This window comes from Capsulimonas sp. (assembly GCF_039929585.1).
GTDB lineage: Bacteria > Armatimonadota > Armatimonadia > Armatimonadales > Capsulimonadaceae > Capsulimonas.
On the sequence record NZ_JBDSQY010000358.1, the window covers coordinates 1 to 23,810 of the forward strand.

19 protein-coding genes are annotated in these 23,810 nt (G+C 57.9%); 11 read left to right on the top strand and 8 right to left on the bottom strand.

The features are described 5' to 3' along the window. Window positions 1-84: 84 nt before the first annotated feature. The 8 genes from ABIZ35_RS27625 to ABIZ35_RS27660 all read left to right on the top strand — a co-directional run bounded on the left by ABIZ35_RS27625 (window position 85) and on the right by ABIZ35_RS27660 (window position 9,167). Window positions 85-927, top strand: a complete 843-nt coding sequence (locus ABIZ35_RS27625) for a glycosyl hydrolase family 18 protein (RefSeq protein ID WP_348223167.1) — start codon at window positions 85-87, stop codon at window positions 925-927. 110 nt (window positions 928-1,037) lie between these two features. Continuing rightward, on the top strand, window positions 1,038-2,120 hold the full coding sequence (locus ABIZ35_RS27630) for a GntR family transcriptional regulator (protein ID WP_348223168.1): 1,083 nt from the start codon (window positions 1,038-1,040) through the stop codon (window positions 2,118-2,120). A 172-nt stretch (window positions 2,121-2,292) separates the two neighbouring features. Beyond that, on the top strand, window positions 2,293-3,090 hold the full coding sequence (locus ABIZ35_RS27635) for a DUF1559 domain-containing protein (RefSeq protein WP_348223169.1): 798 nt from the start codon (window positions 2,293-2,295) through the stop codon (window positions 3,088-3,090). Window positions 3,091-3,094: 4 nt separating this feature from the next. Next, window positions 3,095-3,334: a hypothetical protein gene (locus tag ABIZ35_RS27640; protein ID WP_348223170.1), complete on the top strand. Its 240-nt coding sequence runs from the start codon at window positions 3,095-3,097 to the stop codon at window positions 3,332-3,334. Between the two features lie 60 nt (window positions 3,335-3,394). Then, window positions 3,395-4,588, top strand: a complete 1,194-nt coding sequence (locus tag ABIZ35_RS27645) for a glycoside hydrolase family 18 protein (protein ID WP_348223171.1) — start codon at window positions 3,395-3,397, stop codon at window positions 4,586-4,588. Window positions 4,589-4,650: 62 nt separating this feature from the next. Then, window positions 4,651-6,327 carry a beta-N-acetylhexosaminidase gene (locus tag ABIZ35_RS27650; RefSeq protein ID WP_348223172.1) on the top strand — a complete coding sequence of 559 codons (1,677 nt, stop codon included), beginning with the start codon at window positions 4,651-4,653 and terminating at the stop codon, window positions 6,325-6,327. Next, complete coding sequence (locus tag ABIZ35_RS27655) at window positions 6,320-7,075, top strand: glucosamine-6-phosphate deaminase (protein ID WP_348223173.1); 756 nt, start codon at window positions 6,320-6,322, stop codon at window positions 7,073-7,075. The genes ABIZ35_RS27650 and ABIZ35_RS27655 overlap by 8 nt, the downstream gene beginning before the upstream one ends. Before the next feature lie 37 nt (window positions 7,076-7,112). Then, complete coding sequence (locus tag ABIZ35_RS27660) at window positions 7,113-9,167, top strand: sodium:solute symporter (RefSeq protein WP_348223174.1); 2,055 nt, start codon at window positions 7,113-7,115, stop codon at window positions 9,165-9,167. Window positions 9,168-9,349: 182 nt separating this feature from the next. Here ABIZ35_RS27660 and ABIZ35_RS27665 read toward each other — a convergent pair whose 3' ends face one another. The 7 genes from ABIZ35_RS27665 to ABIZ35_RS27695 all read right to left on the bottom strand — a co-directional run bounded on the left by ABIZ35_RS27665 (window position 9,350) and on the right by ABIZ35_RS27695 (window position 18,804). Next, the gene (locus tag ABIZ35_RS27665) at window positions 9,350-10,111 is read right to left on the bottom strand and encodes an SGNH/GDSL hydrolase family protein (RefSeq protein ID WP_348223175.1); all 762 of its coding nucleotides are present in this window, start codon (window positions 10,109-10,111) and stop codon (window positions 9,350-9,352) included. Between the two features lie 4 nt (window positions 10,112-10,115). Then, on the bottom strand, window positions 10,116-11,942 hold the full coding sequence (locus ABIZ35_RS27670; RefSeq protein WP_348223176.1) for a cellulase family glycosylhydrolase: 1,827 nt from the start codon (window positions 11,940-11,942) through the stop codon (window positions 10,116-10,118). A 4-nt stretch (window positions 11,943-11,946) separates the two neighbouring features. Further along, window positions 11,947-12,636: an HAD family hydrolase gene (locus ABIZ35_RS27675; RefSeq protein WP_348223177.1), complete on the bottom strand. Its 690-nt coding sequence runs from the start codon at window positions 12,634-12,636 to the stop codon at window positions 11,947-11,949. Window positions 12,637-12,721: 85 nt separating this feature from the next. Beyond that, entirely contained in the window at window positions 12,722-13,771 is a 1,050-nt protein-coding gene (locus ABIZ35_RS27680) for a hypothetical protein (protein WP_348223178.1), read from the bottom strand. A gap of 1,080 nt (window positions 13,772-14,851) precedes the next feature. Next, the gene (locus ABIZ35_RS27685; protein WP_348223179.1) at window positions 14,852-16,183 is read right to left on the bottom strand and encodes a hypothetical protein; all 1,332 of its coding nucleotides are present in this window, start codon (window positions 16,181-16,183) and stop codon (window positions 14,852-14,854) included. 683 nt (window positions 16,184-16,866) lie between these two features. After that, window positions 16,867-17,730, bottom strand: a complete 864-nt coding sequence (locus ABIZ35_RS27690; RefSeq protein ID WP_348223180.1) for a DUF817 domain-containing protein — start codon at window positions 17,728-17,730, stop codon at window positions 16,867-16,869. Window positions 17,731-17,796: 66 nt separating this feature from the next. Continuing rightward, window positions 17,797-18,804, bottom strand: coding sequence for an NAD(P)-binding domain-containing protein (locus ABIZ35_RS27695; protein ID WP_348223181.1), 1,008 nt, complete (start codon window positions 18,802-18,804; stop codon window positions 17,797-17,799). 155 nt (window positions 18,805-18,959) lie between these two features. Here ABIZ35_RS27695 and ABIZ35_RS27700 point away from each other — a divergent pair, with 155 nt between their 5' ends. Beyond that, the gene (locus tag ABIZ35_RS27700) at window positions 18,960-19,958 is read left to right on the top strand and encodes a DUF6263 family protein (RefSeq protein ID WP_348223182.1); all 999 of its coding nucleotides are present in this window, start codon (window positions 18,960-18,962) and stop codon (window positions 19,956-19,958) included. A gap of 118 nt (window positions 19,959-20,076) precedes the next feature. Here ABIZ35_RS27700 and ABIZ35_RS27705 read toward each other — a convergent pair whose 3' ends face one another. Next, window positions 20,077-21,033 carry a PA14 domain-containing protein gene (locus ABIZ35_RS27705; protein ID WP_348223183.1) on the bottom strand — a complete coding sequence of 319 codons (957 nt, stop codon included), beginning with the start codon at window positions 21,031-21,033 and terminating at the stop codon, window positions 20,077-20,079. Between the two features lie 531 nt (window positions 21,034-21,564). Between ABIZ35_RS27705 and ABIZ35_RS27710 the strand changes: the two genes are divergently transcribed. Beyond that, window positions 21,565-22,470: a glycoside hydrolase family 43 protein gene (locus ABIZ35_RS27710; RefSeq protein ID WP_348223184.1), complete on the top strand. Its 906-nt coding sequence runs from the start codon at window positions 21,565-21,567 to the stop codon at window positions 22,468-22,470. A 366-nt stretch (window positions 22,471-22,836) separates the two neighbouring features. Beyond that, complete coding sequence (locus tag ABIZ35_RS27715) at window positions 22,837-23,709, top strand: DUF1559 domain-containing protein (RefSeq protein WP_348223185.1); 873 nt, start codon at window positions 22,837-22,839, stop codon at window positions 23,707-23,709. Window positions 23,710-23,810: the final 101 nt, after the last annotated feature.

A 23,810-nucleotide genomic window follows, 5' to 3' on the forward strand; every position in this document is an offset into this window, starting at 1 on the left:
GGATCAACCCGCCTGCCCAAAAGGAGGACGAAGAGTTAGGCGACGATCGGCGCGAAAAATAATGGACCAAGTTGTCTCAAACTATTGACACGTTCCGATATCAACGCGGGTATTCCCAAGACAAAGCTCGCGATCGGCGCCGCATTCTACGGAACGCAGTGGACCTATGTCACCGGGCCGATGCAGGCTCTCAACGCGAGCAGCACAAGCGTGAATCTGACCTACGCACAGATCATGGACAGCTACTATACGGCCGGGAACTACCACTGGGACACCGCCGCGCACGGCTCCTATCTCGGCCTGACCGCGACATCGCCTGTACAGTTCATCTCCTATGACGACACCAAACTTGTTGGCGAGAAGATGAACTATGTCATTAACTCGGGCCTCGGCGGCCTGATGTGCTGGAGCATCGGCCAGCAGTACCGCGCCAGCCAGACGGGAACGGCGAAGCAGGCGCTTCTGGACGCCATTTACACGGCCTACGGCAACGGCGTCACCACGACCACGACGGACCCGCTGACCAACTTTACACTCGTTAGCTCCAAGAGCGCCAACTGGGCGATCGACGCCACGAATCCGACCTACTATAATGGCGACACGGCCCGAGCCAATCGCACCACCGACACCACGGAGTACCTTGTGTATTCCTACGCCAATATCAGCTCTTTCTCGGCGAAAGTCTATACGTGGAACTCGTCGATCAATAATGTGACATTCTGGTATTCGCTGGACAGCGGGGCGACTTACACCCAGGTCGCGACCACTCCCGGCGCAAAAACTATCACGACCTCGCCCTGGGGCTATAACACGGTCATCAACACCAGCCTGCTGCCCGTGGGAGTGAACCGTCTGAAGGTTCAGATGGTCGCCACAGGCAACAACTGGGACCCGCAGCTGTCCCAAATCTCGATCACCCATCGGTAGGAAGAATTCTTCAACTCTTCTAGAAAATATTTTTCTAGAAGAGTTGACTTTTAGAAGAATGTGATGTAGTATATACACAAGTCTTCTAAACAAAGCGATGGAGCTAATTCTTGAACCCGATAGAAACGCAGACAAAGAAATATCGCGAAGTAGAGCAAGTCCTGCGACGCGAAATCTTGGAGGGAAAGTGGGCGGAAGATAATTGCCTTCCCGCCGCTCAAGTTCTAGCGAAGCGCTTCAGTGTCGCCAACATGACGATCCGCCAAGCAGTCACTTCTCTCGTGGAGGAAGGCCTTCTGGTCCGCGTGCAGGGCAAGGGCACGTTCATCGTGGAGCAGGAGCATGCACCCGAAGCGCCCACAACGCGCTTTCCGATGGCGCTGCTCGTTCCGCCCGACTGGAAATGGAAAGACCAATATTACTTTGGCGAACTTCTGGATGGTTTTCAGCAGGTGATGCAGGCTGGAGGCCATCGCACCTCCCGCTTCGATTACGACGTTGTGGAAAATCCGGGAGTGCTGGAGACGGGAGCCGCCATCGCCTGCATCATTTTGGAGGAGCCGCACCTGGAACTGGTGGAGCGGCTGCGTGACCGGGGATACCGTGTCCTCGCCGTGAACCACTACACCGGTCGGCGGTCAATTCCGTGCATCCGTGTCGACGACATCCATGCCGTTGAGGAAGCCGTGGATCATCTGGTGGCGAAGGGCCATGAGCGCATTGGATTCCTGCGAGGCGTCCATGCGAATATCGACGCCAAGGATCGTCTTCGCGGCTTCCGCGCCGCCGCCCGCCGTCACAATCTCCGGTCAGCCCCGGAAATGGGTGACGACTTTAGCGAATCTTCGGGTTACGACGCCGCGCAGCGACTGCTGTCATCGCCCAACCCGCCGACCGCCATTGTCTGCGCCAGCGACCTCTCCGCGATCGGCGCCATCCGTGCGGTGCGCGACCGCGGCCTCTCCGTCCCGCACGATCTGTCCGTAGTCGGATACGGAAACTTCTCCGTTGCCGACTATGTGATACCCCGCCTCACCACAATGCGGCAGCCGCGCATGGAGCTCGGCGCCATGGCTGCGGAAATGCTGATCCGCCTCGCTAACGACGAAGTCGTCGACGATGTCCTGCTGAACGCCGAAATGATGGTCCGCGAATCGACCACTCGTCCCGTGTCCGTTCTCGCCGCCGTTTAAAAGAAGCGCAGCCGCTTCCCTTACTTTTCGTGATCGTGAATAGATAAATTTCCAGTTGGATGACAGCGCTGTCACAGTCTTCACCGTGAAGTGATTAGTTCGTGGTCCTCATGCTCTTGATGCTTACAGGCATCCATACTGTCGTTTCCGATTACTAGAAAGAGGTTTCATTATGCGAACGTTCCAAACCAAAGGCTTTACTCTCATCGAACTACTCGTCGTTATCGCAATTATCGCGATTCTTGCGGCGATCCTATTCCCCGTCTTCGCCCAGGCCCGGGAAAAGGCGCGGCAGACCATGTGTATCTCCAACGAGAAGCAGATGGGCCTGGCGATCCTTCAGTATAACCAGGACAACGATGAGACGTTCCCCATCGGTCAGTATGACGGATTGAACGACAAATTTGACTGGCAGAATGCGGTTTATCCATACGTCAAGAACGGCACGTCAACCGGTACGGGCGCTGTCCATAATGGACAGGGTGGAGTTTGGGACTGTCCCTCCTTTCCTGTTCAGCAAGTCGACGAGTATGGAATTAATGAATCGATCTGCCATCCTGCCGGTTCGCCCAGTGCGACCATGGCGCAGATCGATACCCCTTCCGAGCGGATTGCGGTCGTAGAAAAAGGCGTCGCTCAAGTTGACCTGGCAGCTGCGGGACAGCCTTACAACGGCAACCCATTCTTCGAACCCGGACAATGGAACTGGGCTGGTTACCTCGGCGGCGTCGTAGATGGCAGCCTGCCGGAACTTCATATGGACTTAGCGTTTGACGTCGATGTCCCGAAGCCCTCTCAGCCCGGGTGGCCCTACGGCGCTATGCCTCGCTACCGCCACCACGGTCACTGCAACGTATTGTTCTGTGATGGTCACGTCAAAGCAATGGGTAAAGGTCAAATTAGCTGGGCGAAGAACATTTATATTCCTGGCGCCTACGACTCGCTCCCAGGATACGTTGGCCCCTACTAAGCATATGAAACTACAAAATCGCTTCTTACGACAATGCCGGACCACGCTCGCAATTATCGGCGCAGGTACGGTTCTTCTAAGCGCGGCGGGCTGCGGCAGTAGGGAAGCCGCTGTGACCGCGCCCAAGACAACGCCGCAGCAATCCGTGGCGACTGACCAGCGCATTCCGCCGGCCAGGCGAGCGCAGATCGAACAGACCATGGCGCAGCAGCAAGCGGCGCATGCGCCTGGAACGCATCCTTAACAAACAACAACTGCCTGGAGATACCTCCCCATGGGACGTCTCCAGGCAAGGAATAAGCCATTGAGAACTGTACGAACAACAATTTTTAGTCTCCTGCTCGCGGGAGCAGGCGCGGCGTCCTTGATTTCTCTGTCGGCGGCGAAGCCGGCTCCGAAACCAAGCGCCAAACCGGTGCTGGCGACGCGCCCGCTCTGGGTGAGCGCGTACTATGCGAACTGGGTTCAGGAGGCGGGCGTGCTGACGCCGGACAAGATCGATTACACAGCCATTTCGCACCTGATCCACTTCCATGTGATCCCCGCCGTGGACGGAACGATCGATCCGGTCAAGTCCATTACCGCCGAGCAATCGACGGCCGTCATTACGGCGGCGCACGCCAAGGGAAGCAAGGTGCTTCTGTGCGTCGGCGGCGGGGACACGGAGACGCCGTTCCGCGCAGCGATCGCCGACGCCGTTAGGCCGAAATTCATCAGCACATTGATGGAGATTGTGACGACACGCGGTTACGATGGTCTGGATATCGACATGGAGCCGGTCGAAGACACCGACATCCCCAACTACGAGAATTTCATCCACGAGCTGCACGCCCAGATGACTGCCGCCGATCCGAAGCTGCTGCTGACATGCGCGATCTCCTCACAGCCCGAGTTGTTCGCACGCCTTTCACCTGAGTTCGACCAGGTCAACATCATGACGTACGATCAGTCGGGAACGTGGGAGGGCTGGAAGACTTGGCATAACTCCTCGCTCTACGACGGCGGCGAGCGGCGTCTGAACGCCGCCCGCCCCTTCCCTTCAGTCCAGGAAAATGTTCAGAAGTATCTGAAGGCGGGCGTTCCGAGCACGAAGCTCGGCATGGGACTGGCGTTCTATGGCTACGCCTGGTCCGGCGCTGACGGCCCCGACCAGAGCATCCAGAACGTGAAGATGGAGCCGATCGAATACTTCACGCTTATGGACAAGTACGATCGCCCGGAGCGCCGCCACTGGGACGCCGACGCACATGCGCCCTACTTGAGCGTCGAAGGGGCGACGCCGGCGGACCGCAAATTCATCTCCTTCGACAATGAACTGCTGCTGACTCAGAAAATGGAGTTCGCCAAGAAACAAAAACTCGGCGGCGTCATCATCTGGGAGCTAGGCAGCGGATATCGGGGCAATCAGCCCGACGGTAAAAAAGACGTCCTCCTCCAGACTGTCAAGCGCGCCTGGCTCAAACCGGACACAAAGGTCGCTTCCGGATCGAAGCCTTAATATTCTCCTCCCCGCGCATTGCGCGGGGAGATAACCGTTTCCCGGCGCAAAAGAAATACCCAATGACATACACTGAACACGCCCTTTACGAGCGCGATCCCGCCCCCACGTCTTTTTCGGCGGCGGGAATCATCCCAAAACCAAGCAGCGCAATTCCCCGCAGGGGGGTCTTTCGACTGGACGCATCGGTGACCGTGCTGGCGTGTGGAGATGCGCGCGCCGAAGCGTCGTTCCTCGCCAAACATCTTTCGCAGGCGACGGGATTCCCGCTGCTGGTCCGCCAAATGGGCGACGCTTCTGGCCCCACCCTGGAAATGCGGCTCGATCCGAACTGCGCATCGCTTGGTCTGGAAGGATACCGTCTGTGGGTCACGCCGCTTCGGATCGAGATCGCCGCCGCCACGACGGCAGGGCTGTTCCACGGCGGCCAAACGCTGCTTCAGCTGATGCCGCCCGCCGTATTCGGCCAAACGCCTCATGCCGATCTCCATTGGACCATCCCATGCGTCGAAATCGAAGATTCTCCGCGTTTCCAGTGGCGCGGCGTGATGCTGGATGTCGCGCGTCACTTCATGCCGGCCCCATTCCTCAAAAAGTTTATCGACTTGCTGGCGCTGCACAAGCTGAACGTGCTGCACCTGCACCTGAACGACGATCAGGGCTGGCGTATCGAGATCAAGAAATATCCCAGGCTCACGGAGGTCGGAGCCCATCGCGCCGAAACGCTCGTAGGCCGAGCCATTCAGGACCCTTCGGATCGGGACTTCGATCCCGCTCAGCAGGAATTCGACGGCCGGGCGCATCGCGGCTTCTACACTCAGAACGAGATGCGTGAAGTCGTCGAATACGCCCGCGTTCGTCACGTGCAGATCGTGCCGGAGATCGAAATGCCTGGCCACGCTCAGGCCGCCGTCGCGGCGTATCCCGAGCTGGGCTGCGCCGACTTTGAAGACGGCGCGTGCTGCATCGCTCCCGAGGTCAGCCAGGTCTGGGGCATCCACCCCACCTTGTTCAATGCTTCCGAGGAGACCTTCGCCTTTTTACAGGACGTCCTGACCGAAGTGATGGACATCTTCCCGTCGCGCGACATCCATGTCGGCGGCGACGAAGCCGTCAAAACTCAGTGGCGCGAAAGCCCCTCTATTCAGGCAAGAATCCGGGAGCTGGGTCTCACCGACGAACACGCGCTGCAATCGTATTTCATCGGACGCATGGATACCTTCCTTACCGCCCATGGCCGCCGTTTGATCGGCTGGGATGAGATCCTGGAAGGTGGACTGGCGCCCAACGCCGCCGTGATGTCCTGGCGCGGCGAGGCCGGCGGGGTCGCCGCAGCCGAAAAGGGCCACCGCGTCGTTATGGCCGATCATAAACACACCTATCTGGATTACTATCAAACGGAAGACCGCTCCGGCGAACCGCTGGCGTTTTCCAACACGCTGACACTGGCGACGGTCTATCAGTACGAGCCGATCCCCGAAGCCCTGGCGCCGGAGTTCGCGCATCACATCCTTGGCGCCCAGGCGCAGCTCTGGACCGAGTACATGCCGACTTCTCGCCAGGTCGAATATATGGCGTTCCCGCGCCTCGCCGCCCTGGCCGAATTGACCTGGACACAGCCCGAACACAAGGATTTCGCCGATTTCAGCGAGCGCCTCGCCGTCCATCGCCATCGCCTGGACGCGCTTGATGTCAATTATCGTCCGGTTCCCTCCGAAGAAAGTGACGCCTGTGTCTAATACCTGTCTCGCCGAAGTGGGCGTCTTCGCCGCGCCCGATTACGCCGCGCTTTGCAATCACGTCGCGGACCTCATCGCCGCCCTGATCCAGAAGAAGCCGAACGCCGTGCTCGGTCTTGCGACCGGCGCCACACCGCTCGGCGTCTACGCGGCGCTGGCGCGCCGCCACCGTGAGGAAGGGCTGGATTTCTCCCGCGTGACGTGCTTCAACCTGGACGAGTACTACCCCATGTCGCCACGATCGCTCCATTCGTACCGGCAGTTCATGGCGATGAATCTGTTCGACTATGTCAATTGCCAGCACTGGAGCGTCCCCGACGGACGGCCGACAAGCATCGCGCAGATCACCATGACCTGCCGCGATTATGAACAAGCCATCCATGACGCCGGAGGCGTCGACCTGCAATTACTCGGCGTCGGCCGCACCGGCCACATGGGCTTCAACGAACCGGGCAGTTCGCTCCACTCACGCACCCGTCTGGTCACGCTGGCGCCGGTCACGCGCCAGGACGCCGCGTTCGGCTTCGGCGGCATCGAAAATGTCCCCACTCAGGCGATCACCATGGGCGTCGGCACGATCATGGAAGCCCGCCAGATCGTCATGATGGCCAGCGGCGCCGCCAAATCCGACATCGTCCATCGCGTCCTCACGGACGAGATCAGCGACCAGTTACCCGCATCGTTCGTGCGGCTGCATGGAAATGCGATCGTGTGCGTGGATGAGGCGGCAGGGCAGATGATACTGTGAGACAGATCACCCTCCTACCAACAAAAGAGACAATGCTATGAACCTTTCTTGGATCGACTGGACAATCGTCTTCACCTCCATCATCCTGATCCGCATCGTCAGCTGGAAGACACGATCGCTCATGCGAGGCGTCGCGGACTTCCTCTCAGCCAACCGAGCCGCCGGACGGTATCTGCTGACGATCAGCGGCGAGATGGGCGGCTTTGGGGTTATCACCCTGGTCGCGGGGTTTCAGGCCTTCACGGCGGCGGGATTCCCTACCCTCTGGTGGGGAATGATGTCCATGCCGCTCGGCGTGATCTTCTCTATGACGGGCTGGGTATTTTATCGTTTGCGGGAAACGCGGGCGCTGACGGTGGCGCAGTTCTTCGAAATGCGCTACAGCCGCAAATTCCGGATCTTCGCCGGGCTGCTCTGCTGGCTCTCGGGCATCATCAATTTCGGCATCTTCCCCGCCATCGCCGCGCGCTTTTTGATCTACTTCTGCGGACTGCCCGATGTCTTCACCGTGGCGGGCGTACATATCGCGACTTATCCGGCGCTGATGGTCGCGGATCTGGGACTGGCGCTGTTCTTCGTCAGCGGCGGCGGACAGATCTCGGTGATGGTGACGGAATGCGTGCAAGGGATGGTGGCGCTGTTCGCCTATATCGCGATCGCCGTCGCGGTGATCGTACTGATCCCGTGGGGCCACGCGGTTACTGCAATGAACACCGCTCCGGCGGACGCCTCGATGCTGAACCCGTTTCACACGGCGGGCGTTCAGGACTTCAACGCCTGGTTCTACCTGATCGGTATCTTCCTCTCGACTTATGGCTTTCAGACTTGGCTCGGCGCGCAGGGATTCATGACCTCGGCCCGCACTCCGCACGAACAGCGCATGGGCAACTTGATCTCGGGATGGCGCCGAGCGCCGCTTTACTTGATCGGCATCGTACTGCCGCTGGCCGCCTTCACGGTCATGCATTTGCCGCAGTATTCATCGATGGCGACGAGCATCAACGCCGACATTCACCGGATCGGCAGCACAACGCTTCAGAATGAAATGTCCGTCCCGATCGCCCTCGCACACATTCTGCCGATCGGGATCAAGGGCCTGCTGGCGATGGTGGTCATCTTCCTTTCCATCACCTGCCATGATACATATATGCACTCCTGGGGCGCCATCTTCGTCCAGGATGTTCTGATCCCCTGGCGCGGCGGCAAAGCGCTGGAGCCGGAGCAGCATGTCCGCTGGCTGCGCTACTCGATCTTCTTCGTCGCGATCTTCGCGTTCTTCTTCAGTCTGTTCTATGTCGAAACCGACAAAATTCTCTTTTTCCAGGCCATCACCGGCACGATCTGGCTCGGCGGCGCCGGCGCGGTCATGATCGGTGGTCTCTACAGCCGCTTTGGAACCACGGCGGGCGCATATGCGGCCATGATCGCCGGCGCGGTGCTCGGCATTGGGGGGCTGGTCATGCCCCATCTCTGGGAAGCGCACCACGCCACGAAATTCCCGATCAACGGCCAATGGCTTTCGCTGATTTCGAGCGGCATCGCCATCGCGCTCTATGTAGGGATTTCCCTGATCACGGGCGGCGCGCGGCGGCCGTTCAATTTGGAAAAGATGCTGCACCGGGGCGCCTACTCGGTCGATCCGCACGAGCACGAGACGAAATCCGTCGCCAAAAGCCGCTGGCAGGAATTGCTGGGAATGGGCTCGGAGTTCTCCAAGGGCGATCGGTTTCTCGCGATCCTCTTCGCCGTATGGACCTTCGGCTGGTGGGCCGTGTTCATCAGTGTGTGCGTCGCCCACTTCGCCTTCCATGCGATCTCGGACGCGTTCTGGGCGCCGTTCTGGCGAACCTATATCATCCTGCTCATGGTGCAGTGCGTTCCCGTTTCGATCTGGTTCACCATCGGCGGCGTGAAGGACATTCGGGATCTGCTCCAGAGACTGGAAACCGCCAAGCGCGATCCGCTGGACGACGGGCGGGTGTCGCATGGAGATATCCCACACAGCTCTGTGACGCCTGGTTTGGAAGGTGAGGAAAAGGAATTCGCGGGAGTAATCGGAGGAGATTCGCGGCCTATTCCCCCGGCGCTTTAGCGCCACTCCCTGCGTGACCCACCCCGGCCCTTCGGGCCACCCCTCCCTTGAAGCAGGGAAGGGTAATATGGAGTTGATTTCGCAGGCGGCATTCGCCTGAGAATCTCTTTCCAACCCTTCCCTGCTTCAAGGGAGGGGTGGCCCGAAGGGCCGGGGTGGGTCACGCAGGGAGTGGCGTAAGGTTATGAGCGAGACTTGATTGCCTCATCCAGCGCCTCATTCAGCACGGGAATCCAGACGGCGTAGCCTCGGTCGTTGGGGTGAAACTTATCGGCGGCGAAGAGGGACGGGTCGCGGGCGAAGATGGGGCCGGTACGGTCGGCGAGCGGAGCGAGAGTCAATCCATGCTCGCGGATAACGTCGGCGAAAACGGCGTTGATGCGGGCGGTCTGCGTTCCGGCAAACCAGCGCAAGGGCTGGGCGAAGCGTGGGACGCTGCCCATCTGCGGCGACGCCGTCAGGACAATGCGCGCATCTGGTCGGTCGGCCTGGATCTGCGTGATGATGGTTTCGAGACTAACGCGCAGTTCACCGTTCTTGGTGAAATGAGTGACGTCGTTGGCGCCGAGGGAGATCAAGACGAGGTCGGGCTTCAAACCCTGGATCTGGGGAAGCTGATCGCGGACGACGTCCTCGGCGGTCGCGCCGGAAACGGCGTGGTTGATCATCGTGACGCGATGCGTCTCGGCGAGATGGCGCGCGGTGGACTGGGCGATCCCAATTCGGTAATCGCCGCCCTGGCCGGCGGCGGTGCTGTCACCCAGCACAAGATAAGTCAGCGCAGGGCCGGACGCTCCGAAATGCAGCGACGCGTACTTCGGATCGACGTAATGGAGACGCGGACCGGACAGCGCCATCCAGACTTCAATGCCGAAGACGGCGGCCGGCGCCAGGATCAAAAACGCGCCGCCCATCACGATCTTTGCTCGCCGGGTGAAGCGCAAGTGGTTACTTCTTCCCTGTCTTCGATTTCTTCGACATCTCCAAATACACCTGACGCGCGATCTCGCGGACTTGCTCCACCGTCAGCCCTGTCTTGGGGGACGGCGTTCCTCCGTCCCCAGCGGCGGGGCGCGGCGTGGGCGCAGAGGGCGGGGTTTCAGCGACATCGCCCCCGCCGGCGCTCAATGTCTGACCATCGCGCCACTGGCGATAGTAGGCGGTGATCTTTTCACCGTCGGGAGAGAGAGTCAACTGCGCGCCGTCGACGGACTTCACCAGCGGCAGGCCATCTTGCCCTGGCGTCGTCCAGGCCCAGGCGGCGACGCCTTTTAAGTTGGGGATGTCCGTCAGGGCGGCATGAAAAGCGGCCGACGTGCTGTGATACTCTTCCAGCCAAACGGGAATGCCGTGGCCCGCTTTCTTTGGCAGGTCCGCGACGGACGAGTGGTAGGAGTGCCAGCCGTACAGATCGACGAGCCCTTCGCCAATCGGCGACTCCGACGCGCCCGACATATCCTCCGCAAACCCTTCCGATTCCACCACGACGAATGCCTTGGGGTTTACGGATTTGACGGCGCGCGCAAGACGCACGGCGACGGGCTTCCACAGCGCCCAGCTGGCGTATTGGTGCGGCTCATTCAGTACGTCAATGATCACGGGCTTGCCGGCGAAGTCCGCAGCAAGACGCTTCACCACCGATTCCAGCTTCGCGGCGCGCACATCCAGCGAAGCGCCGGGGGGCATGTCCTGCGGCGCCAGACAGGGAACGACGCCCGCGCTCAGCATATTCTCCACGATCTGCGCGACCTTCTTGCGGTAAAGCACTTCGGCTTCGTAGCGCTGCGGATCGAAGTTCTCGCGCAATATCGTCAGTCCGGCGGTGGCGCGCAGCAGCTTGTAATAAACGGGACTATCGTTCGCCGCCGACCCGATGCTGGCGATGGCGTTCCCGAAGTTACCGCCTAAAAAGAACGGCGCCTTGCCCGGCGCCATCGCCTGCTCGATACTCGGGTAACGCGCGGGGTCGGCGCGGACGATCCAGTCGCCCTTGTCAAAATCGACGCCTGGGTAGATCCATTGGATCAGCTTCCAGTTTCCATCGAATAACCCCACATTGGCAGTGTACACGCCGGGCTCCGCCGGCATATCGGCAATCAGTTCGCCGTCGATCTGCTGGTAATCGTCGGACGCGTCGGTGTGATGCCGCGCCGCGCTCGTTTTGGCGAACTCCTGTTTGAAGGAGCCCTTTCCCTTCGCCATCACCCAGAAGCCGTTCTTGACGGCGGAGTACCCGGTAGGATATTTCACGGTATACGGCACGTGAAGTTTCCCATCCGGCCCGGGCGCCTGAACCGCATGCAGGTCCAGCTCGATCACCGGCGCCGTAACTCGCTTGGCATTTGTTTTTACGGTGATATTCAGCGGCGGCACTTTGAAGGAGACAAGGGTTTTGGTAAAGTTGCTGCCTGCTGCGAACAACACGGCGCGGCCGGCGCCATAGCGCCCGACCGGCATGGTCACGGTGAAGGAGCCGGTGTTGTCGGAGCCATCCGGAACGAGCGCCAGTTTGAGCGGCGCCCCGGCTGGGTCCAGGGGCTGGACCTTCTCGTATTCCCCGGTGTCGAGGTTCTGGAGAAAAACCTGGATCGTGACATTCCCGCCGTCGCTGCCGGGCGCGGTGGCGAGATGATAAAGGAAGGTGACTTCGCTCAGATCGACGGAAGCCTTGATCGACGGATGATCCAGCGTGGTCGCCGCCCGCGAAGCGCCGCCTCCCATGGCAAGCAGCGTGACGGCAAGGCAGGCGGCGGAAGAGGCGGTGCGCAGTTTCATCGGTTTAAGCTCCAATCAGAGACGATTCCCGCGCATTGACGCGGCGCATATAGTCGATCAATTCGTCGTATCGGGTGAAGATGAAAGTCGGGCGCGTGGCGCGCAGCATCTCAAAGTCGTAAAACGGCTCGTGCTCGTCGGGCAGATGCAGCGCCGTGTGCACTCCGGCGGCGTGCCCCGCGAGAACATCGGTCGTGTAATCGCCAACGAACAGGCACTCGTCCGGCGCTCGGTCCAGCAAATGCAGCGCCTTAAAGACTGGTTCGGGATGCGGCTTGAAATGCCGGACTTCGTCGCCGGTGACGATCACGTCGAAGGCGTCCTCAATCCCCATATTGCGCAGCCCCGACATTACCTGCGGGCGCGGTGAGGACGTCACCAGCGCCACGGCCATATTCAGCTCGCGCGCGGCGTTCAGCATCTCCAGAGCGCCGGGAAACAGCTCCGCCGTCGCCAGCGTCTTGGTCAAGCCATCCTTCACATGCCGCTCGAACTCCGCGCCAGATCCTAAATCAAACTCCGCCGCCGTCTCATCGTACGGCCGATAGTAAAAACGCTGGATGATCGTGGCGTCGGGAACGGTGCGGCCAAGCTGGGCCAGCGCATATTGGAATGCTTCGAGCCAGAGGGTCAGTGAGGGGGTTAACGTGCCGTCGAAATCGACGAGAAGCGTTCGGTAAAGTGTTGAGCGCATAACAAAGTGATTATAGCACACTTGATCTGGAGGCGCACATATGAACACGGCAAGGCTAATTCAACCTTGCCGTATGTAGCCCCTATCATTTCGCGGCATTGACGCTGGAAACGCCGCTGAGAGAAAAGCGTCCTGTCTTTCCGTCTACGCCATCTACGAGAATATAGTACGAGGCCCCAGCAACAGCGGTAAACGACATGCGGTCAGTCGTCTCCCCTGCCGCGCTGTCCTCCACGCCAACCGGCATGAGCGTATTGAGAGCAGTTCCGGTGTAAACCGTCAGGGCTGGTTTGAACTTATCGCCCACGACTGTGAATACCGTTGGATCACTGTACGATGCAGTCCAGCGATACCAGACGGACCGGCGGGCAGGAACTTCCGCAGGCGCGTCACTATCCTTCTTTTCGGCGTCCGTCGTTTCCTCCGGCTCCTGAATGGACGCAGGTTCCCCAATTTCATCAGTAGAGCCGGCATTCGTCCCCTCGACCGTCATCACTTTCCCCTCAAGCAAGATCGCGTTTCCAAAGTCGTCATTGACAGGGCGCGGAGCCCAATTGAAATCAAAATCACCCTGCTCCGCATGATAATCCTCGACCTGAATATTGTATTTCGCGCCCTTCACCGCGTTGACTGTAGCGAAATACTTCGCCGCAGCTTTGTGTGAAGCAGTCCCCGTTTCATCCTTCAGACTGTCCACACTCTCGCCGCTTGTGACCGTAACGATGTGATGCGTTTTGCCGTCCGCGCCGAATCGATAGCTCGCATTGGCGGGCGCCGTCCACTGATACCACACGGAACTGCCGATAGAGTCGGGGTTCGTTCCATCAAAGGTCGGGATCGCTTCATCCTTCTCAACGCTCGCGCCAAGATTGGTTCCGGCGAGATGGCCAGAATTGCCTTTTATGGGGATCGCTTTGGCGAAGTTGTCGTTCTTAGGCGTCGGCATCCAATTGAGGGTAAACGGCCCCATCCCATCCAGAGAGTAATCCCAATCCTCCACTACCACACTGTATACCGTACCCGCCACAGCGTGCAGAGTGGCGTAGCGATCGTCCGGGAATAGCGGCTTAGGCGCCATCGTTTCCACAGTGATTTTGCCAAGTAAGTCGCCAGACATTACGCCTACTGTGGACACAAAATCATCCTTCACGTGGAACGTATAATCACCGTCCCCCGGAGCGATCCATCGATACCAAACTGACGGCGATGGATGCGTTCGGTAATCCCCTCTTCGGTAATCCCCTCTCTGGGAAGGAACAGGAAAGGCCCCTATCTCCGGTTCGCGCTCCTCACGACTGGCCCCCATGTTTGTTCCCAACATACTGCCTGTTTCGTCACCGATTAAGGCGGCGTTCGAGAAGTTATCGTTGTCCGGACCTGGCTTCCAGCTCAGCGTAAAACCTCCTGCAGTCCTACGCATATCCTCGACTATGAAGAAATACGTTGTCCCCTTCACGGCGTTGAACGTCGATGAAAATTCGTATGGCGGATTGTGGATCCGATATTGCATGAGAAGTTTAAATAAGAGGAGATGCACATCTCTTGGATCGACGCCATTGCTAACCGGACTATGAAGCGCGGACCCTTTCACACTCACAACCCCGTCATACCCAGTATGATCGGGGATGACAGCCTCGCATGCTTGAACCATGCATCCTACGCTCGACGCTACATGAAATGTATAACCTCCGCTAGTTGGAGCCGTCCAGCGATACCATACCGATTGATGTCTAGAATGAACTCCTTGAAGAAGTGAATCCAATTCGCCGCTCACGCTTTCTACAAACTCTGGGGTGGCGTCAATATTTGTACCAGAAATACTACCTGACTGCCCGGTGATTGGGAAAGCATTGACAATGTCGTCGTTGGGCGGACCTTTTTTCTGATCCGATTCTCGTATCACTCGTCGTTGCAACGGAGCAGAATAGGCGATGGATGGTAAACTCAGAATGGCCAGAGGCAGTGCAATGAGGCTTCCGCGCCGCCATGGCAAAATGCTGTTCTTCATGCGAACGATCCCCTCCTGACGCCGTACAGAAATATTGAATGCCTGCCTGTACTTACGCATTGGATACTTATCACGGCAAATGCCTTCGACGCGGCCGTCACCAGCGCCACGGGCATATTCAGCTCGCGCGCCGCCTCGCATCTCCTAAGCGTCGAACAACAGTTCCATCGCCAGCGTTTTGCTCAACCTTCCCGTGTGTGAGCCGCATTATTTCACGGCATTGACACTGGACACTCCGCTAAGAGAAAAGCGCCCCGTCTTACCCTCCACGCCGTCGACAAGAATGTAGTACGAGCTTCCGGCCGCAGCGGTGAACGAAACACGAGCCGTTGTCTCCCCCGCCCCGCTGTCCTCCATGCCAACCGGTGTGAGCGCGTTGAGAGCAGTTCCGGCGTAAACCGTCACGGCAGGCTTGAACTTGTCGCCCACGACCGTGAAACTCGTCGGGTCGCTGTAGGACGCGGTCCAGCGATACCACACGGACCGGCGGGCAGGAACTTCCGCAGGCGCATCGTCATCCTTTTTCTGGGCGTCCGTCGTTCCGTCCGGCTTCTGAACGGGCGCAGGTTCGTCCGTTTCATCCGTGGAGCCGACATTCGTTCCCTCGACCGTCATCACTTTCCCCACAAGCAAAATCGCGTTTCCAAAGTCGTCATTGACGGGTCGCGGGTCCCAATTGAAATCGAACGCGCCCTGCTCCGCATGATAGTCCTCGACGAGGATGTTATATTTCGAGCCCTTGACCGCATTGACGGTGGCAAAATACTTCGACATTGCTTTGTGTGGAGCAGTCTCAGTTTCATCCTTCAGACTGTCCACGCTCTCGCCGCTTGTGATCGCAACGATGTGATGGACTTTACCGTCCGCGCCGAAACGATAGCTCGCATTGGCGGGCGCCGTCCACTGATACCACACGGAACTGCCGATCGAATCGGGATGTTTTCCGTCGAATTCTGCGATCAGTTCATCTTTCTCAATACTGGCGCCGAGATTGGTCCCGGCGAGATGGCCCGAGCTGCCTTTGATGAGGGCGGCTTTGGCGAAGTCATTGTTCTTAGGCGCTGGCATCCAATTGAGAGTAAACGGCCCCATGCCATCCAGATAGTAATCCCAATCCACCACCATTATGCTGTATACCGTTCCGGCCACAGCGTGCAGAGTGGCGTAGCGATCTTCCGGGAACAGCGGCTTGGGAGCCATCGTTTCCACAGTGAGCTTGTCGACCGATTCGCCAGACATGACGCCGACCGTGGACATAAAATCGTCCTTCACGTGGAACGTATACTCGCCGTCATCGGGAGCAATCCATCGATACCAAACTGATGGCGACGGGATCGAATTGCCCCCTTCCTTCTGTATAGGGCCACGATGGGATCCTATCGTCGGTTCGCGCTCCTCATAACTGGCTCCAATGTTTGTTCCCGAGGTGCTGCCTTTTTCGTCGCTAATCAAGGCGGCGTTTGAGAAGTTGTCGTTGTCCGGACCTCGTGTCCAGCTCAGCCCAAAACCTCCCTCGCCCTTGTTCATATCCTCAACCATAACGAAATACGTCGTTCCCTTCACCGCGTTGAAAGTAGACGAAAGCTCGTGTGGCGGAGACTGGGCTCGATATTGCTGGAGAAGTTCAAAGGAAAGAAAATGTTTATCTTTTGGGTCGATGCCATTGGTAACCGGACTACGAAGCCCAGAACCATTCACACTCACAGCCCCATTGTCGTTGACATAATTAGGAATGATGGCCTGACACACCTGAATCATGCAGTCAACGCTCGACGAGGCATGAAATGTATAACCTCCGCTTACCGGAGCCGTCCAACGATACCAGACAGATTGGTGCTTAGATTCGAATCCTTCAAGAAATATATCCAATACGATATCTGGAGTTGCATCGATGGTTGAGCCGGAAATACTCCCAGAGTGCCCGCTGATTGGGAAAGCATTGACGATGTCGTCGTTGGGCGGGCCTTTTTTCTGATCCGATTCTCGTATCACTCGGTGTAACGGAGCAGAATACACAGCGGACGGTAAACTCAGAACGGCCAACTGCAATGCAATGAGACTGCCGCGCCGCCATGGCGAAATGCTGTTATTCATGCGAACGATCTCCTCCCAGCGCCGGACACAAATTTTGAACGCCTGCCAGTGCTTGCTTACTGGATAATTATAACAGCATTGGACGCCCCCGGCAACTAATATTATGAATATTATTACGTGGCAAGAGACTAAGGAGCAAGCTCGCGGCGCAGTCGGCGTACACGTTCGGCGCGGCGGATTTGGCCTTGCCGTTCACGTCCCTCTTTCACGTGCTTGAGCTGAGCGACGATCAGAAACGTAACGACCACGAGGAGAAACCAGGATGTCGCCTTCGCGGGATCGACCAGCCCCCAGGAGTGGACTTGATTGGGGTAGCGCCATGCGCCCAGCAGCGTGCCGATGTTCTCCGCGATCCACACAAAGAAGCCGATGCCCATCAGACCGAACGGCAGAGGCATTTGGTACAGCTGGCCGCACACTCGGTAACGGGCTTTGGTTCGGGCGAAGAGAAGAAAGACGAGCGGAATCAGGAGGCGGCGTGCGTCCGGCAGATAGTGTTCGAGGAAGAAGTTCAGATAGATCGCCGCCGCCAGCGGACCGGAAAGCCAGATCGATGGGTAGGAAATGAGCTTGATTTCCAGCCGGCGCCACGCCTGGCAGAAGTAGCTTGCGACACTCGCATACATGAACCCCGAATACAGCGGCACGCCCGCAATCTTTGTCCAGCCCTCCGCCGGATAGCTCCAGCATCCATGATGGATTTTGAAGATCTCCAGCGTCAATCCCAGCACGTGGAAGACGCAAATCACCTTGACTTCATCCGTGCTTTCCCATCCAAACCGCCACATCCCATACTGCGCCGCAATGCACAGCAGCAGGAGCGCATCGTAACGCGCAAGCCCCGCAATGGACACAACCGATGTGAGGCCAAGACAGGCAAAGAGAAAGATGGGAAATACGATCGAGAGCATCTCCAGCCGAGCAAACTCGACGAGAAGGCGAGGCTGCAGTGGTATCCAGAATGCGAAGCGGCGGCGTGAAAGAGAGTTCATAGTTCCTCCGTGCCTATATTACCATAAAGAACTTTTAAATACAAAGCATTATTATAAAATTCTCTCTCACGAACGGAATGAGGCAATGCGTGCGACGATTTCGACGGCGCGGCGCCGAGATTCCAGGATAATATTGGCCCGGGACAGCGAGCCGGCGACATAGATCCCGGGCGCCGGCGTTTCCGCCGTAACTTCATTGTATATGGGAAGGCCATCCTCCGCGAGCGGCAGGCCAAGGCGGTGGAACAGGGTCATATCGGCGGTATGGCCGAGCATGGCGAAGACGAAGTCGTTGGGGATTTCGTAAGCAGGTTCAGAACCGACAAAGGGGATCAACTGAACGGACCTGGGACCGATGGAGGCGACACAGACGTTGGTGAGCAGGGTCAGGCGCTTTTCTTCGGCCATGATATTCAGGTCGCGGACGATAAACGGACGCAGGTGGTTCTGGAAGTCAATGGGAACGCGGCGCATGGCTACCGTGACACGGGCGCCCGCTTCCGCCAGCGTCATACCGGCGGTCGCCGCCGAGTTACCGCCTCCCGCCACAAGCACGTCCCGGCCGAAGTAAGGAGTGGGATCGGCAAGACGGAACATGACTTTCGCCTGCTGGGCTCCGGGAACGCGTAGGGGACGGGGGTTGGGGAAGGTTCCGGCGCAGATCAGCAGCGTGTGGGCGCGCCAGACGCGCGTTTCCCCCTCGCCCGCCACACGACGCTGGGTCTTGATCAGAAAGCCCTGGTTCTCTTCCGGTTCCCCCACCCGTTCGGCCGCGATCACTTCCTCCCAGGTCGCCATGTTCAAACGGCGCACTGCGGCGACGGCGCGGTAATACGCCAGCGCCTGTTCCCGGGTCGGCTTGTGGCCTCCGGCAGAGAAAAACGGAACGCCGCCGATCGCCATTTCGTCGGAGGGGGAAAAATACTGAATCTGCTGGGGATGATCCACAAGCGACTGCGCCAGCCCCTGGCGCTCGACAACGGCGTAGGACAATCCGGCGTCCTGAGCCGCACAGGCGGCGGCGAGACCGGCCGGCCCCGCGCCCACGATAAAGAGATCCAAGAGGTCAGGCATTCCGTATTCTACCCATTCGAAGACGAGAATGTCGAAGACGCGAATGAAGGGTATGGGCTCGGCAAGACTCGGGTATTCTATACGAAGATACGCGGCGGCAAATACGCCGGCGCATCCACTTCCGCCATCACGACTAATTATACGAGGAATCGCCGATGAAAGTCCGATACACCCCCTTGCTCGCCGCCGCGCTGCTGTTTGGCGCCGCGAGCGCGCCCCTGCACGCGCAGGGCGACGCCGCCCCGCCCGCTCCGCCCGGAGGCGGCGTGCTTGATCGCCCCATACCGCCTACGCCCACCGACGCGCTTCTGCGCTACAAGTTCACTGCCGGGCAGGTTCTGCGCTTCAATAATGTTTCCGACGTCAACATGACGATCACGATCCCCGGTCAGCCAAAACCGATCCCCCTTAGTCAGCATATCGAAGGAGTCATGCGGCAAACCGTGCAGAGCGTGGACCCTGTCAATAACACGGCGACATTGACGGTAAAAATCGAATCCATCGCAATGACCATGAACGGGCAGCCGATGTCGCAAAGCGACATGCAAAAAGCGCAAGCCGCCGCAGACACCACACTTGTTCTGAGCGAACTTGGAAAAGTTATTTCCGCCAAGCTCAATTCGCCATCGTCCACTTATGGCTTTGATCCAAAGCAAATGGGGATGTACCAGCAAAACGGAGTATTCCCCATCCGCGCGGTCAAACCGGGCGACACCTGGACGAGCACCATCGCCATGAGCGGCGTCGGCGCCAATATCACCTCGAATTTCCAGCTGACCCAGCTAACGCCGTCGGTGGGCGGAGCAATTGCGCTCATCAAACAAACCGGAGGCGGCGTCATCAATTCCAAAACGGCCACGGCGATGCCGTCCGGGGTCAAACTGAACGGAAAGATCACGATGAGCGGCGAAGTCCAATTTGACGTCGCCGCCGGACAGGTCAAGTCGCAGTCAGTCGCCGCCCAGTTCGACGCCACTGTGAATACTCCCGCCGCTCCGCAGCCCATGGGCAAAACGGTCGCCCTGAAGAAGAAAGCTCCCGCCGCCAACCCCAAAGCTCCCACGGCGACGATGTCTTCCAAGATCCACATGGACATGACAAGCACGATGACGCGGCTTGAGGGAGACACCCCGGCAACTCCTGGCGCGATGTAGTAAAGTCAACTCTTCTCGATATCTTACCAAGATGCGAAATAGGAAGGCGGCCGGTGGTTTTCACCACCGGCCGCCTTCTTAACTCGCAGTTCGATTGTTTCAACGCCGCGTATCGAGATTATCCCGCCGCGGCAATCTTCTTCTTTGATCCAGGTTTATTCTTCACGCTCGGTTTCGCCGGCCCTAATCCCCTTTTCGCCTCAATAAGACTCGCCGCCGCTTCGGCCTCTTTCGCCGTTTTGGGATCCATCTGGCACGGTAGGATGATTTCTTTATCCTGAGTGGCGCTCGACCAGCTCAGCTTCATCGTAGAAACACCAAGACCGCATGCATAATACGCCACCTTGATGTCGTATCTTTGCCCCGCCTTCAATTCGACCGTCCCGCTCTTCTCGGTCGCCGGATGATCCACCCAATCGTCCACCAGCTGTTTGCCATCCACCCACATACGGGCGCCGTCGTCTGCCTCTGTATAGAAGGTATAGGTTTCCGAGTAAACGGGCGTCACCTGTCCTGTCCATACAACCATAAAATTGTACTTCAGGCCGCCGTCTTCGCTATTGAGCCCTTCCGTCCAATCGAAACTGATGTATGGATCAACGCGACTGAATATTGGTTTGGTGGTTTCGGTTTCGCCTTTGACGTAATGGTAATAGTGACCAGTGAGCCCTTTACCCATGCTGTAGGTGGCCACTGCCGGCGCTTCACCGTACTCTGATTCTCCCATGGAGTTCGTGGCTTTGACCCGAACATGGTAGATCGTATTGGGTTTTAAAGCCTCGCAGGAAAAGTCCGTGGTGTTCTCCGCAGTGCGCCCGACGCCTTCGTAGGTCGTTCCGTCCGTGGAAACTTCAACCTCGAAATGATCCTCGCTGTCGGTAGTGTCCTTCCACGTCACCCCAAGGCGCGTCGCGCTGATAGGTTTGACGACGACATCGGTCGGCGCGGATAGCCCCCGCTGTGGAGCCACCACATGAGGAGTATCCACGGCCAGAGCGCAAAGTGGAATATTCAGCAGCCATAAGCCGGCGGCGACGCGCGCCGCCGCGCAGACGGAATGACGATAAGAAATCATAATCCGAAGCCCCCATTTCTTTTTATATAACAAGTACACATTTCCATATTAATAATTTACCATAGGGTTACCTGGCCACTCGTCTACTTGTTATATCACACTTTTCGAGATCACGCTAGGGGTTTTGGGGATGTCACGAACTAATATTTTTAGAGGGATTTCAGTATGAATTTAAGAAGCAGGCGTAAAGTAGGCGCATGAGGATTTCATCGTATTCGCTTCTTGAACATAGCCCGCAAATGACGCTTTAGAAACTTAGTTTATTCTGTGCAGAAGCAATCATCACCATATTTACGAATTGTACAGGAATCATTTCTCGGACCAAATCAGGGCCTAATAGACATTGACCCATCAATTGCCCGAATCGCATATGTTCTTGACCATAAGTCGTAATAACACTATTGTAAATCAGGGATTACTTTCCGCACGCCGCCGCTGTCGCGGAAAGGGCAAAGAGTAGGTAAAATGCACGGAGAGCTTCTTGCGCCCCCAAGTTTTCTGTCAAGCTCATCCACCTCAGGAGAATGTCACATGCCTTTTGACGCCCCGCGCATGAGCGGCAATCCGCTCTTCTCGGGATGGTACGCCGACCCCGAAATCCATTGCTTCGGCGGTCGTTATTATCTCTATCCCACCACTTCCGATCGTTACGACAAACAGACTTCCTATGAGTGCTGGTCCTCGGACGATCTGACGGACTGGCGCAACGAAGGCGTGATCCTGGACTTCAAGGACGTGCCTTGGTCGACCAACTTCGCGGCCTGGGCCCCGTCCTGCGCGGAGAAGAACGGCAAGTACTATTTCTACTTTTCTGCGGGCGACGGCGCCGGCCTCGGCGTCGCGGTTTCCGATTCGCCCGCCGGTCCGTTCCGTGATGCCATCAGCCGGCCGATTGTCGGCCACTACCCACACGGCGCGCAGCCGATTGACGCGCACTGCTTCACGGACGACGACGGTCAATCCTATCTTTACTTCGGCGGCCACCGCAAATGCGTCGTCGCGCGCCTCACGCCCACCATGTGCGCCTTCAATCAAGATTTCCGGGACATTACCCCCTCCCCCGGATATGTCGAAGGCCCATTTATGGTGAAGCGCAAGGGGATTTACTATCTGATGTGGAGCGAAGGCGGCTGGACCGACCACACCTACATGGCCGCGTATGGTGTTTCCGACAATCCATTCGGCCCATTCGAATATGGCGGCAAGATTTTAGAGAACAATCCTGAAGTCGCAAACGGCGCGGGACACCACTCCGTCCTGCTGCTGCCCGGCACAGAGGATGAATGGGTAATCTGCTACCACCGCCGTCCGCTGACAGAAACAGACGGCAACCACCGTGTCGTCTGTCTTGATAAATTGGAGTTCCGCGCCGATGGGAGCATCACTCCTGTCACGCTGACCCACACCGGCGTTCCCGCCCACCCGGCGCGCCCGTGAGTGGCGAGGCGGACTATTCTCTGAGTTATGTTCTCAGAGAATAGTCCGAACGCCTGGAACAAACGCCTCTTAGTTTTGCTCCAAACATCCTAAATACGCCCCAAACATAGCAAGCGACCAAATCTATATGTTCCTAAAGAAACATTTGTACATCTAAAACTGTAAGGCGCTTACTAGATTTATTTAACGCACCAGAACAGCATAAATCGGAACGAAACTTAATCAAAACTTAATCTCGTCTTAACAATTGAGCGGACAATTCGCAAAATTAGGATGCTATAATAACCTCCGTAAGCCGCACACCAATATGCAAGAACGATCTTGCGGACGGCTGCACGGTATATTTGAATTCAAAGGATCACTCTTATGTCCACCACTATTCAGCGCCGGTCAAACGGCTTTACTTTGATTGAATTGCTCGTCGTTATCGCCATTATCGCGATTCTCGCGGCAATTTTGTTCCCCGTCTTTGCCCAAGCTCGTGAGAAAGCGCGCCAGATCGCTTGCGTCTCCAACCTGCGCCAGATTGGTATCGGTCTCAACATGTACGTGCAGGACTACGATGAGCGATATCCCGGAGCGCTCCAGACCCTCCCAACGTTGAACGGCGGCGGAGACACTCGCCAGCCACTCGACCGCCAGCTGAACCCATACATCAAAAACGACCAACTCTGGTTCTGTCCCAGCGATCACCAGCAGCGTAACTCTGCCGCAGTTGGCCAGGGTCTTTCATTTTGGGACGAGAGCTACCGCGCAAAAGCGCTGCCCCGCTCTTACACTTACATCACACAGATCGTGACTGAGCAAGCTGGCGGAACCACGGATACCAACACGGGTCTCAGCACCTATAACGTGGCGCCGGCCCGAACTGGCGTTTCCATCGCGGCGGTCGATGCGCCGTCGAATACGATTGCACTCGCCGAAATCTGGCCGAAGGTCAATTACGCCGCCACGGATTCCTCGTACGTCGGCAGCCCAAGCGGTTCGATCTTCGCCAACTGCGACCTCTGGAAACTTGCCGGACGCACTCCGAACGCTGCGCCCGGAACGGCGATGAGCCTACCCACCGGCTGCACGGGCAATAACAACCGTCAGCCCACCGACGGCCACGTCAGCGGGTCCGGCTCCAATTATGTGATGGCTGACGGCTCCGCGAAGTTCCGTCGCTGGACCGAAGTACGCGCCAATGACTTTTACATGTTTAAGCTGATTAAGCCCGACACGACCGTCACCCCATAGCCTCCGATTTCGTCGGCCAGGCGGACAAGAGTTCTTGTCCGCCTGAACCAAACTCGTCTTGAAACCCTGTCTCAGATCGGTTACAATAGCACTATAATGGC

Excerpts from the sequence above, each read along its gene's own strand:
- ABIZ35_RS27695 (WP_348223181.1), bottom strand. The coding sequence starts at position 18,804 with ATGCCTGACCTCTTGGATCTCTTTATCGTGGGCGCGGGGCCGGCCGGT.
- ABIZ35_RS27715 (WP_348223185.1), top strand. The coding sequence starts at position 22,837 with ATGTCCACCACTATTCAGCGCCGGTCAAACGGCTTTACTTTGATTGAA.
- ABIZ35_RS27700 (WP_348223182.1), top strand. The coding sequence starts at position 18,960 with ATGAAAGTCCGATACACCCCCTTGCTCGCCGCCGCGCTGCTGTTTGGC.
- ABIZ35_RS27635 (WP_348223169.1), top strand. The coding sequence starts at position 2,293 with ATGCGAACGTTCCAAACCAAAGGCTTTACTCTCATCGAACTACTCGTC.
- ABIZ35_RS27685 (WP_348223179.1), bottom strand. The coding sequence starts at position 16,183 with ATGGTTGAGGATATGAACAAGGGCGAGGGAGGTTTTGGGCTGAGCTGG.
- ABIZ35_RS27675 (WP_348223177.1), bottom strand. The coding sequence starts at position 12,636 with ATGCGCTCAACACTTTACCGAACGCTTCTCGTCGATTTCGACGGCACG.
- ABIZ35_RS27690 (WP_348223180.1), bottom strand. The coding sequence starts at position 17,730 with ATGAACTCTCTTTCACGCCGCCGCTTCGCATTCTGGATACCACTGCAG.
- ABIZ35_RS27650 (WP_348223172.1), top strand. The coding sequence starts at position 4,651 with ATGACATACACTGAACACGCCCTTTACGAGCGCGATCCCGCCCCCACG.
- ABIZ35_RS27660 (WP_348223174.1), top strand. The coding sequence starts at position 7,113 with ATGAACCTTTCTTGGATCGACTGGACAATCGTCTTCACCTCCATCATC.
- ABIZ35_RS27705 (WP_348223183.1), bottom strand. The coding sequence starts at position 21,033 with ATGATTTCTTATCGTCATTCCGTCTGCGCGGCGGCGCGCGTCGCCGCC.
- ABIZ35_RS27640 (WP_348223170.1), top strand. The coding sequence starts at position 3,095 with ATGAAACTACAAAATCGCTTCTTACGACAATGCCGGACCACGCTCGCA.
- ABIZ35_RS27710 (WP_348223184.1), top strand. The coding sequence starts at position 21,565 with ATGCCTTTTGACGCCCCGCGCATGAGCGGCAATCCGCTCTTCTCGGGA.
- ABIZ35_RS27670 (WP_348223176.1), bottom strand. The coding sequence starts at position 11,942 with ATGAAACTGCGCACCGCCTCTTCCGCCGCCTGCCTTGCCGTCACGCTG.